The organism is Saccharopolyspora hirsuta, from assembly GCF_008630535.1.
Classification (GTDB): Bacteria; Actinomycetota; Actinomycetes; order Mycobacteriales; family Pseudonocardiaceae; genus Saccharopolyspora; species Saccharopolyspora hirsuta.
Genome location: NZ_VWPH01000009.1, coordinates 112,432 through 125,781, shown reverse-complemented (window position 1 = coordinate 125,781; position 13,350 = coordinate 112,432). Strand labels below are relative to the sequence as shown.

The 13,350-nt window shown below is 71.5% G+C and carries 11 protein-coding genes and 1 riboswitch; of the genes, 4 read left to right on the top strand and 7 right to left on the bottom strand.

The window, feature by feature from the left end:
- Nucleotides 1-67: 67 nt before the first annotated feature.
- The 4 genes from F1721_RS20565 (at nt 68) to F1721_RS20550 (ending at nt 4,084) form a co-directional block, all read left to right on the top strand.
- On the top strand, nt 68-1,015 hold the full coding sequence (locus F1721_RS20565) for an AsnC family protein (RefSeq protein WP_170301546.1): 948 nt from the start codon (nt 68-70) through the stop codon (nt 1,013-1,015).
- Between the two features lie 246 nt (nt 1,016-1,261).
- Nucleotides 1,262-2,374, top strand: a complete 1,113-nt coding sequence (locus tag F1721_RS20560) for a Re/Si-specific NAD(P)(+) transhydrogenase subunit alpha (protein WP_150068364.1) — start codon at nt 1,262-1,264, stop codon at nt 2,372-2,374.
- Nucleotides 2,375-2,402: 28 nt separating this feature from the next.
- On the top strand, nt 2,403-2,708 hold the full coding sequence (locus F1721_RS20555; protein WP_150068363.1) for an NAD(P) transhydrogenase subunit alpha part 2: 306 nt from the start codon (nt 2,403-2,405) through the stop codon (nt 2,706-2,708).
- Nucleotides 2,705-4,084 carry an NAD(P)(+) transhydrogenase (Re/Si-specific) subunit beta gene (locus F1721_RS20550; RefSeq protein WP_150068362.1) on the top strand — a complete coding sequence of 460 codons (1,380 nt, stop codon included), beginning with the start codon at nt 2,705-2,707 and terminating at the stop codon, nt 4,082-4,084. Before F1721_RS20555 ends, F1721_RS20550 begins: the two co-directional genes overlap by 4 nt.
- Before the next feature lie 315 nt (nt 4,085-4,399).
- On the opposite strand, the gene F1721_RS20545 is transcribed toward F1721_RS20550, so the two are convergent.
- The 7 genes from F1721_RS20545 to wag31 all read right to left on the bottom strand — a co-directional run bounded on the left by F1721_RS20545 (nt 4,400) and on the right by wag31 (nt 13,324).
- Nucleotides 4,400-4,696, bottom strand: coding sequence for a hypothetical protein (locus F1721_RS20545; protein WP_150068361.1), 297 nt, complete (start codon nt 4,694-4,696; stop codon nt 4,400-4,402).
- A 44-nt stretch (nt 4,697-4,740) separates the two neighbouring features.
- Complete coding sequence (locus F1721_RS20540) at nt 4,741-5,625, bottom strand: RluA family pseudouridine synthase (protein ID WP_150068557.1); 885 nt, start codon at nt 5,623-5,625, stop codon at nt 4,741-4,743.
- A 41-nt stretch (nt 5,626-5,666) separates the two neighbouring features.
- Complete coding sequence (gene lspA, locus F1721_RS20535) at nt 5,667-6,320, bottom strand: signal peptidase II (RefSeq protein WP_246155200.1); 654 nt, start codon at nt 6,318-6,320, stop codon at nt 5,667-5,669.
- Between the two features lie 492 nt (nt 6,321-6,812).
- On the bottom strand, nt 6,813-8,150 hold the full coding sequence (locus F1721_RS20530) for an aminotransferase class V-fold PLP-dependent enzyme (protein WP_150068359.1): 1,338 nt from the start codon (nt 8,148-8,150) through the stop codon (nt 6,813-6,815).
- 38 nt (nt 8,151-8,188) lie between these two features.
- Nucleotides 8,189-8,304: riboswitch (SAM riboswitch) on the bottom strand.
- 125 nt (nt 8,305-8,429) lie between these two features.
- Entirely contained in the window at nt 8,430-11,585 is a 3,156-nt protein-coding gene (gene ileS, locus F1721_RS20525; RefSeq protein ID WP_150068358.1) for an isoleucine--tRNA ligase, read from the bottom strand.
- A 335-nt stretch (nt 11,586-11,920) separates the two neighbouring features.
- On the bottom strand, nt 11,921-12,346 hold the full coding sequence (locus tag F1721_RS20520; RefSeq protein WP_150068357.1) for a hypothetical protein: 426 nt from the start codon (nt 12,344-12,346) through the stop codon (nt 11,921-11,923).
- A gap of 144 nt (nt 12,347-12,490) precedes the next feature.
- Nucleotides 12,491-13,324, bottom strand: coding sequence for a DivIVA-like cell division protein Wag31 (gene wag31 / locus F1721_RS20515; protein WP_150068356.1), 834 nt, complete (start codon nt 13,322-13,324; stop codon nt 12,491-12,493).
- Between the last annotated feature and the right edge of the window lie 26 nt (nt 13,325-13,350).

Here is a 13,350-nt window from a genome sequence, read left to right as displayed (position 1 = left end):
GTGCGGGCCCGCGAAACCCCGTGGCCGTGTGCGCACGGGGACCGCGGAGCGGGTAGCGTGGCACGACGTGGCTGGCCCTGATCCCGTGGACGTTCGACTGCTGAGCGTCGTCGCCGAGATGGGCCGAGCGGCGGTCCCCGAGATCGCCGGTCGGCTCGGCATGGACGTGCGCGACGTCGCCGCGCGCCTCGCTGCCCTCTCCACCACCGGTCTCCCGCTGATCGTAGGCGTCGAGTGCGACGCGCAGGCGATCCGCAACGCCGTCGCCGCCGCGCAGCACTGGGCCGCGCAGAACATGGCCAGCGGACCGCACCCGGTGTCCGGTCCGCCCAGCGGCGCGCACCAGGTCCCGCAGCACTCCGGCTCCTACCCGCCGCCCGGCGGCTACCCGGGGCAGACCGGCGGTTACGCCGCACCCAGCTACGGCGGCCCCAGCGGGCCGCAGCAGTTCGTCCCGTCCGGCCCGCCGCCGACGTCGTTCCCGCAGCAGCAGGCCGCCCCGCAGGACCCGATGAACGTCTGGGGACCGCCGGGGTCGGCCGCGTGGGCGCGCGGCGACCAGCCCGTGCAGCAGGCACCGCAGCCGCAGGCGCGCACCGGCAAGGTCGGCAGCAAGCTCGACGTGGACGGCCTGGAGGGCGAGCGGATCACGATCCTGCTGGTCGAGGTGGTCGACCCGGCGGACTTCCTGTTCACCGCGGCGGGCTACGAGCTCAAGGAGGGCGAGCGCGCGGTGGTGGTGCACACCGAGCTGACCAACCGCGGCCAGACGCCCTTCACCTCGCTGCCCGACCTGTACCTGGAGCTGATCGCCAAGGACGGCTCGGCGGTGGCGAAGTCCCCGGTCTCGCTGTCCTCCCGGCCCCCGCACCGCATCGGCGTCGCCCCGGGCGAAACGGCGGGCGGCCACACCGTCTACGTGCTCCCGGAGTCCACGGAGCTGACGGCGGTCCGCTGGACGCCCCGCCCCGGCGACACCCAGCGCACCCTGCTGTGGGACATCACCGACCTCTGATCAGCCGGTGTTAATACTGGGGATTACCTCTTGACCGTACGTCTGTCCTGGTGATCTGCGGGCGTGTGCCCTTGCGGTTCAGACCGCGTTGTGGACTGCTGGAGGCATGACACCCCTTGTGCCGGAGCCCTGCTCAACCGCACCTCAGGGGACCGTGATGCAACCCAGCCACGAGAAACCGCGAAACGCGAGTTCGATCCTGGACGCAACCACCGCAGAAAAACTCGGAGAGGCGGGCTGCTGGGCATGACCTCGCAGGAGGCGCAGCGCACCAGCGTCGGTGTTCCGCGCGAGTCGACGCCGGGTGAGCGCCGGGTCGCGCTCGTCCCCGGCGTGGTCGAGCGGCTCTGCGCGCAGGGTCTCGACGTGGTCGTCGAGCCCGGCGCCGGGCAGGCCGCACTGATCCCCGACGACGCGTTCACCAAGGCCGGGGCGCACCTCGGCGACCCGTGGTCGGCCGACGTGGTGGTGAAGGTCGCCCCGCCGAGCGCGGCGGAGATCGCCAAGCTGCCCCGCGGGTCGACGCTGCTCGGCTTCCTCGCCCCGCTGACCGATCCCGACGTGGTGGCGCGGCTGCGCGAGGCCGGGGTGACCGGGTTCGCGCTGGAGTCGGTGCCGCGCATCTCCCGCGCCCAGTCGATGGACGCGCTGTCCTCCCAGGCCAACGTGGCCGGGTACCGCGCGGTGCTGCTCGCGGCCACCGAGTGCACCCGCTTCTTCCCGATGCTGACCACCGCGGCGGGCACCGTGAAGCCCGCCTCGGTGCTGGTGCTCGGCGTCGGGGTGGCCGGGCTGCAGGCGCTGGCCACGGCCAAGCGGCTCGGGGCCCGCACCACCGGCTACGACGTACGGCCCGAGGTGGCCGACCAGGTGCGCTCGGTCGGGGCGAAGTGGCTGGACCTGGGCGTCTCGGCGGTCGGCGAGGGCGGCTACGCGCGCGAGCTGACCGAGGAGGAGCGCGCCGAGCAGACCCAGCGGCTGAACGCGGCGATCAGCGGTTTCGACGTGGTGATCACCACCGCGCTGGTCCCGGGGCGCCCGGCGCCGCGGCTGGTGCCCGCGGAGGCGGTGCGCCGGATGCGGCCGGGCAGCGTGATCGTCGACCTGGCCGGGTCGGCGGGCGGCAACTGCGAGCTCAGCGAGCCGGGCCGGACCGTGGTGGAGGACGAGGTCACCATCGCCGCCCCGCTGAACCTCCCGGCGACCATGCCGGAGCACGCCAGCGAGCTCTACGCCCGCAACGTCCAAGCCCTGCTGGAGCTGGTGCTGGTCGACGGCCGCCTCGCCCCGGACTTCTCCGACGAGGTGCTGGCCGCCACCTGCATCACCCGATCAGACCCAGGTGAGGGGCACCCGTGACCCTCACCCCGTCCTGGGAGGAGGGGCGATGTTCCTGGCCGATCTGGCGATCCTGGTGCTGGCCGGATTCGTCGGCTTCGCGGTGATCTCCAAGGTGCCGAACACGCTGCACACCCCGCTGATGTCCGGCACCAACGCCATCCACGGCATCGTGCTGCTCGGCGGCGTGCTGGTGCTCGGGTCCGGTGTGGACGACCTCGGGTCGCAGCTGCTGGCGCTGGTGGCGATCATCTTCGGCACCATCAACGTGGTCGGCGGGTTCCTGGTCACCGACCGGATGCTGGGCATGTTCAAGCGCAAGCCGGAACCCGCGCGGAAGGACGCCGAGAAGTGATCACGCTGCGGTCCGTCCTCTACATCCTGGCGTTCGCGCTGTTCATCTACGGCCTGATGGGCCTGACCGGGCCGCGGACCGCGGTGCGCGGCAACGCGATCGCGGCCGCGGGCATGGCGGTCGCGGTGGTCGCCACGCTGCTCACCCCCGGCCTCGGCAACTGGGGGCTGATCGCGCTCGGCCTGGTGGTCGGCACGGTGATCGGCATCCCGGCCGCGCGGCAGGTGAAGATGACCGCGATGCCGCAGATGGTGGCGCTGTTCAACGGCGTCGGCGGCGGCGCGGTGGCGCTCACCGCGTGGGTCGAGTTCCGGGAGAACCCCGGGTTCCAGGGCGAACCGGCGTTCGTGCCGATCGCCACGCTGTTCGCCGCGATCATCGGCTCGATCTCGTTCTGGGGGTCGCTGGTGGCCTTCGGCAAGCTGCAGGAGATCCTGCCCGGCCGCCCGATCGCGGTGGGCCGCCTGCAGCTTCCGCTGAACGTGCTGCTGCTGGTCGGCGCGGTGGCGTGCGCCGTGGTGATCGGGCTGGGCAGCGACGTCGAGCTCCTGCTGGTGGCGGTGCTGGTGCTGGCCGGGCTGGCCGGGATCGCGGTGGTGCTGCCGATCGGCGGTGCGGACATGCCGGTGGTGGTGTCGCTGCTGAACGCCTTCACCGGGCTCTCCGCCGCCGCGGCCGGGCTCGCGCTGAGCAACACGGCGATGATCGTCGCCGGGATGCTCGTCGGCGCCTCCGGTTCGATCCTGACCGACCAGATGGCCAAGGCGATGAACCGCTCGATCCCGTCGATCATCGCGGGCGGCTTCGGCGGGACCGCCGCGGCCGCCCCGGTGACCAGCGGTGGCCCGGTGCGCTCGGTCAGCGCCGCGGACGTGGCCATCCAGCTCGCCTACGCGGGGCAGGTGATCGTGGTTCCCGGCTACGGGATGGCGGTGGCGCAGGCCCAGCACGCGGTGCAGGACATGGCGAAGCTGCTGGTGGACCGGGGTGTCGGCGTGGCCTACGCGATCCACCCGGTGGCCGGGCGGATGCCCGGGCACATGAACGTCCTGCTCGCGGAGGCCGACGTGCCCTACGAGCAGCTCAAGGAGATGGACGAGATCAACGACGAGTTCGCCCGCACCGACGTGGCGCTGGTGATCGGCGCCAACGACGTCACCAACCCGGCGGCCCGCAACGACCCGAGCTCGCCGATCTACGGCATGCCGATCCTCAACGTCGACCAGGCCAGAACGGTGATCGTGCTGAAGCGCTCGATGCGCGCGGGCTTCGCGGGCGTGGACAACGCGCTCTACACCGACCCGAAGACGGCGATGCTCTTCGGCGACGCCAAGTCCTCGGTCCGCGAGATCGTCGAAGAGCTCAAAGCCCTGTGACCGCCGCGATTTCCATTGAGCCTTTTTCATCCTGCCCGTGGACCGCAGCCGCGAAGGGCGACCGGCACCGATCGGCAGGTGCCGCATGCGCCGCCAGGCGCATAGCCCACCCTCGCAACTCGCACCGCCGCGGGTTCTCAGCGTTCGCCTGGCGAGGACGGCCCTGACGCCGTGTATTGGCATACATCAGTCAGGGCACCCGGAGTCCAGGCGGGCGCTGAGGTTCCGCCACCGGCACCGCCACTCAGAACGAGGTTGGAAAAACCTCATAGAAATCGCACGCCCGACTTCAATGGAAATCGCGGATGACGAGCCTCAGCTCTCCTTCTTGCGGAAGAAGTCCAGGGGACTCGGGCGCTTGGGGCGCTCCGGCTTGTTGCGGCTGCGGTACTCCAGCTTCGGCCAGTCGCCCGCGTCGCCCTGCGACTGCGCGGGCTCCGGGGCGCCGAAGACCGAGGGCGCGGCCGAACCCACGTCCTCGGCGCTGATCACGTCGCCGAGGCTGGTGAACCCGCTGGGCGGGGTTTCGGCGTCGGCCCCCGGGTCGATCACCGGCATGCCGGTGGGCGGCGTCGGCGCATCCGAGCCTTCGAACGATCTCGACTGTGCCATCCAAGCCCCCTCCATCGGTAGGTCGTCCGGAAACGGTACCTGGTTCAGCGGTCCTGATCGCGGAGCTCGTCGAGCGCGTGCTGCAGGTCGTCCGGGTACTCGCTCTCGAAGGTCACCCAGCCGCCCGAGGGGTGCTCGAAGGACAGGCTCCGGGCGTGCAGCCACTGCCTGGTGATGGCCAGCTTGCGCGCGAGGACCGGGTCCGCGCCATAGGTCAGGTCGCCGACGCACGGGTGCTTGATCGCCGAGAAGTGCACCCGGATCTGGTGCGTGCGACCGGTTTCCAGCTTCACGTCCACCAGCGAGGCGGCGCGGAACGCCTCCACCGTCTCGTAGTGCGTGATGCTCGGCTTGCCGCCGGTGACCACCGCGAACTTGTAGTCGTGGCGGGGGTGCCGGTCGATCGGCGCGTCGATGGTGCCGCGGCTCGGGTCGGGGTGCCCCTGCACCACCGCGTGGTAGCGCTTGTCCACGGTGCGCTCCTTGAACGCCCGCTTGAGCACCGAGTACGCGTGCTCGCTCTTGGCCACGACCATCACCCCGGTGGTGCCCGCGTCGAGCCGGTGCACGACGCCCTGCCGCTCGGCGGCACCGGTGGTCGCGATGCGCACCCCGGCCGCGGCCAGCCCGCCGACCACCGTCGGGCCTTCCCAGCCCGGGCTCGGGTGCACCGCGACGCCGATCGGCTTGTCCACCACCACGATGTCGTCGTCCTGGTGGAGGATCTTCAGCCCCTCCACCGGCACGGCGACGACCTGCAGCGGCTGCTGCGCCGCAGGCAGCGTCACCTCCAGCCACGAACCGGCCACCAGCCGGTCGGACTTGCCCGCGGGGTTGCCGTCGAGCAGCACGTCACCGGACTCGGCCAGGGTGGCCACCGCGTTGCGGGACAGGCCCAGCAGCTTCGACAGGCCCGCGTCGACCCGCATGCCGTCCAGCCCCTCGGGCACCGGCAGGTTTCGAAGATCGCTCACGACTCGTTCCCCGCCGCCTTCTTCTTCCGGTGCACCGTGCCGTCGTAGTCGCGACCCATCAGCGACAGCAGCACGACGAGCACGCCGCCGACGACGATGCAGCTGTCCGCGATGTTGAACACCGGCCAGACCGCGCCGCCGGGCGCGAGCACCGACAGGAAGTCCACCACGTGGCCCTGCAGCGGACCGGGCGCGCGGAAGATGCGGTCCACGAGGTTGCCGCACGCGCCGCCGAGCACCAGGCCGAGGCCGATCGCCCAGCCCGGCGAGCGCAGCTTCGGGGCCAGCCAGATGATCACGCCGACCACCGCGATGGCGAGCAGCGCCAGCAGCCAGGTCAGGCCGGTGGCCAGCGAGAACGCCGCTCCCGGGTTGCGCAGCACGTCGAGGTAGAGCAGCCCGCCGAGCACCTCGACCGGCGGTTCGCCCTCCAGCTCGGCGACCACGACGACCTTGGTGAGGATGTCGATCCCCAGGCCGACCAGCGCCACCCCGAACAGCAGCGCCAGCAGCTTGCGCGGCTTGCGCGGCTGCTCACCGGCTTCGCCGGACGTCTCGGCGGCCGGGGTCTCGGGCGTCTGCTCGGCGGCTTCCCCCGGCTCGGCGGGCTCCGCGGATGACTGCCTGGGGGTGGACTGGTCGCTGCTCACGCCCCCATTGTCCCTGAACCGCACCGACCGGGTTCCGGCAGTCCCACCGCACGCCGTGCACTCCGCCACAGTTTCAACTGAAACTGCGATACCCGACATTTCCGGCACCCGGGCGGCCAGGACGTCCGACCTGAGGACGACCTCCGCGATTTCAATGGAAATCAGACGTCCGATTTCCATTGAGCCTTTTTCATCCTGGCCGTGGACCGCAGCTGCGAAGGGCGACCGGCACCGGTCGGCGAGGGTCGCATGCGCCGCAGGCGCATAACCCACCCTCGCAACTCGCACCGCCGCGGGTTCTCAGCGTTCGCCTGGCGAGGACGGCCCAACTGCCGTGTATTGGCCATACATCAAGTTGGGCACCCGGAGTCCAGGCGGGCGCTGAGGTTCCGCCACCGGCACCGCCACCCAGAACGAGGTTGGAAAAACCTCATTGAAATCGCCGGTCGACACCCCGACGACCGCGGAAGAACCTCGGTGAACCGTGCGATGTCAGGGCAAGAAGTCCGGCAGCGGGCGCGGGTCGTCGACCGGGGCCCAGCGGCCGTCCACCTGCGCGTAGCGCCAGGCCGGGCCCTCGGCGACCAGCTTCCGCAGAGCGTGCACCAGGCGGTCGACGTGCTCGGTCGTGGTGCCCAGGCCAATGCTGATCCGCACCGCGCGATCGGCGTCCGACCCCGCCCGCGACAGCAGCCGCCGGGTGGCCAGGTGCGCGCAGAACAGCCCGTCGCGGACGCCGATGCCGTGCTCGGCGGAGAGCGCGGCGGCGAGCAGCCCGGGGTCCTGGCCGTCGACGGTGAAGCTCACCACGCCGACCCGCTCGTGGTCGGCCCCGAACAGGCTCAGCTCCCGCAGCCCCGGCACTCCGCGCAGCCCGGCGCGCAACCGGCGCAGCAGCGCCTCCTCGTGCCCGACGACGTCCGCCCAGTTCGCCGACAGCTCCGCGCAGGCCTTGGCCAGCGCGTGCACGCCGACCGTGTTCGGCGATCCGGCCTCGTGTCGCTCCGCTCCGCTGGTCCAGCTGACCGCGCGCTCGTGCACCTGCCGCGTCGCACCGCCTCCGGCCAGGTACGGCTCCGCGGCGTTGAGCCAGTCGGCGCGTCCGATCAGCGCGCCCGCGCCGAACGGCGCGTACAGCTTGTGCCCGGAGATGGCGACGTAGTCGACGTCGAGCTCGGTGATCCGCACCGGGCGGTGCGGGGCGAGCTGCGCGGCGTCCAGCACGGTCCGCGCACCGCGGCGGCGCGCGATGCGGGCGAGCTCGGCGACCGGCCACAGCTCACCGGTGACGTTCGAAGCCCCGGTGATCACCGCCAGCCGCGGCCCCTCCGGGCACTCCGCCAGCGCGGCGTCCAGCGCGGCCACCGCCTCGGCCGGGGTCTCCGGAGCCTCGATCCGCCGCACCCGCGGACCGCCCCAGGGCAGCAGCGCGGCGTGGTGCTCGGTGTCGAAGACGACGACGGACGTGCCGCGCGGCAGGGCCTTGGCCAGCAGGTTCAGCGCGTCGGTGGTGTTGCGGGTGAAGATCACCGAGTCGGTGCGGCGGGCTCCGACGAACTCGCGCAGGACGTCCCGCGCCCCCTCGTAGACCCGCGTGCACACCTGCGACGCGAAACCGGCGCCGCGGTGCACGCTGGCGTACCACGGCAGCAGCTGGTCGACGGCCGTCCGGACGCTCTCCAGACAGGGCGCGCTGGCCCCGTGGTCGAGGTTGGCGTAACCGATGCTGCCCCCGGTGACCAGCGGAACCCGCAGCGCGTTCCCGGCCACGGCGGGCACGCGGTGGTCCGAGGTGGATTGCGTCGGGATGTTGACGACGGCAGACGTCATGATGCCCCTCCCAGGGCCTCATCGGACCCGTCCTGAGGGGTCCGCGCTTGCCGGGTCGCCCTGCGCGACCGGCCAGGTCCTCACCCGGGGCACCCCACCGCGGTTGGAGGGTTGCCGGCCAGCGAGCCGGGGCTTGGCGCTGGCACTCATGACCTTCGGAACAGCACCTTAGAAAAGCGCCCGCACAGCGGGCAACACCACTTCCCGAAGCGTGGGAGAGGTCTGCGTCACAACAACGCGGAGGGCACCCCGCGCGCGGGGTGCCCTCCGCTCCGAAGATCAGACCCGGGTGACCGAGACCTGGATCTCGGTGCCGTCGCCCACCGATCCGGTGGAACCACCGGACACGTCACCGGACTCGACCGCGTCGGCGAGGGTTTCGGCCGCGATGAACTCGCGGTGCGCCGCCACCGCCGACAGCACCTCCTCCGGCGCCGAGACGGTCACCGTGATCCGGTCGGAGACCTCGAAGCCCGCGTCCTTGCGCGCCTGCTGGACGACGCGGACCACGTCGCGGGCCACGCCCTCGGCGGCCAGCTCCGGGGTCACCTCGGTGTCCAGCACGACCAGCCCCAGGTCGGCGGGCAGCGCCGAAGCCGCGCCGGGGTCGGTGGACACCAGCCGCTCGGTGAACTCGCCCTCCTGCAGCTCGATCCCGGCCGCGACGACCGCACCGCCCGGGGTGCGGCTCCACTCGCCCGCCTTGACCGCCTTGATCACCTTCTGCACGTCGCGGCCCAGCCGCGGACCGGCCGCCCGCGCGTTCACCGCGATCTCGAAGTGGCCGTGCGCGGCCACGTCGGTGGTCAGCTCCAGCTCCTTGACGTTGACCTCGTCGCGGATCAGGTCGGCGAACGGCCGCAGCGCCTCCGCCTCCGAGGTGGCCACCACCAGCTTGGCCAGCGGCAACCGCACCCGCAGCTTGTTGGCCTTGCGCAGCGCGGACGCCGACGAGCACACCTGGCGGACCTGGTCCATCGCGGAGACCAGCGCCGCGTCCGCAGGCAGCTCGTCGACCAGCGGCCAGTCGGTCAGGTGCACCGAGCGGCCACCGGTCAGCCCCCGCCACACCGCCTCCGCGGTCAGCGGCAGCATCGGCGCCATCACCCGGCAGGTCACCTCCAGCACGGTGTGCAGGGTGTCGATGGCGTCGCGGTCACCGGCCCAGAAGCGGTCGCGGGAGCGCCGCACGTACCAGTTGGTCAGCACCTCCAGGAAGTCCCGGACGGTGTTGCACGCCCCGGCCAGGTCGAGCGAGTCCAGCGCGGCCTGCACGTCGCCGACCAGCTCGTGCGTCTTGGCCAGCACGTACCGGTCCAGCACGTGCTGGCTGTCCACCCTGGACTCACCGGTGACGCCCTCGGCGTTGGCGTACAGCGCAAGGAAGTACCAGGAGTTCCACAGCGGCAGCACCGCCTGGCGCACCGCCTCCCGGATGCCCTGCTCGGTCACCACGAGGTCGCCGCCGCGCAGGATCGGGCTGGCCATCAGGAACCAGCGCATCGCGTCCGAGCCGTCGCGGTCGAAGACCTCGTTGACGTCCGGGTAGTTGCGCTTGGACTTCGACATCTTCAGCCCGTCGTGGCCCAGCACGATGCCGTGCGCCACCACGTTCTTGAACGCCGGTCGGTCGAACAGCGCGGTGGCCAGCACGTGCAGCGTGTAGAACCAGCCGCGGGTCTGGCCGTTGTACTCGACGATGAAGTCGCCCGGGTAGTGGTGCTCGAACCACTCGGCGTTGTCGAACGGGTAGTGCACCTGCGCGAACGGCATCGACCCGGACTCGAACCAGCAGTCCAGCACCTCCGGCACCCGGCGCATGGTGGACTTCCCGGTCGGGTCGTCCGGGTTGGGCCGGGTCAGCTCGTCGATCTCCGGGCGGTGCAGGTCCTTCGGCCGCACGCCGAAGTCGCGCTCCAGCTCGTCCAGCGAGCCGTAGACGTCGGTGCGCGGGTAGTTCGGGTCGTCGGAGACCCACACCGGGATCGGCGAGCCCCAGTACCGGTTGCGGGAGATGTTCCAGTCGCGGGCGTTCTCCAGCCACTTGCCGAACTGGCCGTCCCGGATGTGCCCCGGCACCCAGTTGATCTGCTGGTTCAGCTCGACCATCCGGTCCTTGAACTTGCTGACCGCCACGAACCAGGACGACACCGCCCGCTGGATCAGCGCGTTGTCGCAGCGCCAGCAGTGCGGGTACGGGTGGTCGTAGGTCTCGTGCCGCAGCAGCAGACCCGCGTCCTTGAGGTCGCGGGCGATCTGCTTGTTCGCCTCGAAGACCTGCAGGCCCTCGTACGGCGGCACCTCGGCGGTGAACTTGCCGTGCGCGTCGACCGGCACCACCGGCTCGATGTCCGCGGCGTCGGTGACGACCTTGTCCTCCTCACCGAAGGCCGGTGCGATGTGCACGATCCCGGTGCCGTCGTCGGTGGTGACGTAGTCGGCGGCGAGCACCTGGTGGGCGTTCTCGCGGCCGACGAAGAAGTCGAACGGCGGCTGGTACTTCGTGCCCAGCAGGTCGGATCCCTTGAACCGCTCCAGGACGTGCTCGGCGACGTCCTCGCCGAGCTCCCGCGCGTAGGCGCTCAACCGGGCCTCGGCGAGCACGTAGCGCTCGGAGCTGTTGCCCGGCGCGACGAGCACGTAGTCCACCTCGGGGTGCACCGCGGCGGCCAGGTTGGACGGCAGCGTCCACGGCGTGGTCGTCCAGATCAGGGCCAGCGCGCCGTCGAAGGCCTTGCCCGGGGCGTTGAGCCGCAGACCGACCGTCACCGCAGGGTCCTGCCGCTGGCGGTACACGTCGTCCATGCGGGTCTCGGTGTTGGACAGCGGCGTCTCGCAGCGCCAGCAGTACCAGAGCACCCGGAAGCCCTCGTAGACCAGGCCCTTGTCCCACAGGGCCTTGAACGCCCACATGACGCTTTCCATGTAGTCCAGGTCGAGCGTCTTGTAGTCGTTGGCGAAGTCCACCCACCGCGCCTGCCGGGTGACGTAGTCCTCCCAGTCCGCGGTGTAGCGCAGCACCGAGGTGCGGCAGGCGTCGTTGAACGCGGCCACGCCCATGCCCTCGATCTCGGACTTCGACGTGATGCCGAGCTGCTTCTCCGCCTCGACCTCGGCGGGCAGGCCGTGGCAGTCCCAGCCGAACCGGCGCTCCACCCGGCGGCCGCGCATCGTCTGGTAGCGCGGCACCACGTCCTTGACGTAGCCGGTCAGCAGGTGCCCGTAGTGCGGCAGGCCGTTGGCGAACGGCGGGCCGTCGTAGAAGACGAACTCGTTGGCGCCGTCGGTCCCGGCCTCGCGGGCCTCCACCGAGGCCCGGAAGGTGTCGTCGCTCGCCCAGAAATCCAGCACCTGGCGCTCGATCGCCGGGAACGCGGGCTGGGCAGCCACGCCGCGCTCACCGGCGTCGCCGAACTGAACCTTGGGATAAGACATCGCGGATGCGCTCCTCGCGGTGTGTGTCGTTGCCGCCGCACGGTCACCGAGATCTCGGTGCCCACGCGGGGACGACACCTCGTGCGCGTGCTCCGCACGAGATCCGCGGTACCACCCCGCTTGCCGCCGGCGAACGCCGACGACCACTCGTTGCCAGCTGTGACGGGCTGGACCCGTCCGGTTCTACTGAGGTGCTGCGGGCACCCGTTCTTCCGGAGGCTCCCCGGTGATGGCCGGATCATCGCCTGGTCGTTCCAGCGTACCGGGCCCCCGCCACCGGTTTTCACCGCCTCCGGCGTCCGACCCGGGAACCGCAGTTTCACTTGAAACCGCGGTCAGGACCGCCGAACCTCGGCGGCGATCGTGGCGTTCGGCGCGCACAGGGCGCAGGGCGTGAAGCCCAGCTCCCGCGCCTCGCGCAGGGTGAGCTCGATCGTCTTGCGCGAGCCGATCCACTCGCAGGTGCGGACGTGGTAGCGCGGGCGCTCGTCGATCACCAGCACCTGCGCGTCCGGTCGCGCCGCCTCGGCCGCGTTGCTCCGCTCCTCCGCCGGTTCCTCGCCGACGTCGGCGAACGGGGGCTCGGCCGCGGCGCGCTTCGCCGCCGCCCGGCGCCGCCGCACCCGGTCCGCCGCCAGCAGCCCGACCGCGACCGCGCTGGCCAGCACCGACAACCACGCCAGCTCGGCGTCGCCGACCACGACGGCGGCGATCAGCACACCCGCCGCCAGCAGGACCAGCAGCAGCACGACCAACAGCACGTGACCTCACACCTCTCGCGGTACGGGTCCGGACGCGCGCCAGCGGCGACGGGCGCGCCGCCCGCCGCCGCCGACTCACAGCGATTCCTCGATCCCGATCGCCCGCGTCACCGGCACCGCCGAGCGCGAGTCCAGCACGAGTCGTCAGCCGGCCTCGGCCGCCCGCGCTCCGAAGCTGTAGCTGGCCTGCTGACCGGACGAGCGGCTGCCGCTGCTCTCGGCGGGCGCCGCCGAACCCCGGTCCTGCAGTTCGCGCAGCTGCGACTCCAGGTAGGTCTGCAGTCGAGTGCGGTACTCGCGCTCGAACGTGCGCAGGGTTTCGATCTTCTTCTCGAGGGCGTTCTTCTCCGACGTGATGTTGCCCATCACCTCGGCGTGCTTGCGCTGCGCGTCGCGCTCCAGGTTGGCGGCCTTCTCGCGGGCCTGCCGCTCCAGCGTCTCGGCCCGGGTGCGGGCGTCGTTGAGCATCGTCTCGGCCCGGGTCCGGGACTCGTTGACCATGCTGTCGGACTTCGAGCGCGCTTCCGAGAGCAGCTGCTCGGACTTCGTCCGCGCCTCGGCGAGCATGCCGTCGGCCTCGGCCTTGGCCTCACCGGTCAGCCGGTCGGCCATCTCCTGCGCGAGGCCCAGCACCTTGGCGGCCTGCACGTGGTGGTCACCGCCGGGCGAGGTCTGCTCGGCAGCGGTCGGCGCCGGGACCGGGGTGAGCCGGCGCGGTTCCTCCGTCGGGGCGGCCTGGGTCGAGGAAGCGGACTCCGCCTGGCTGCGGGCGTCCTCCAGGTCGACCTGCGCGGTCTGCAGCTGGGACTCCAGCTGCTCGACCTGGCTGCGCAGATCGTTGTTCTCCTCCACCAGCCGGGCAAGCTCGGCTTCAACCAGGTCGAGGAATGCGTCCACCTCGTCCTCGTTGTAGCCCCGCTTACCGATCGGAGGTTTGCTGAACGCGACGTTATGCACGTCGGCGGGGGTCAGGCCCACAAGATCACCTCACGCACTCCTCGGCT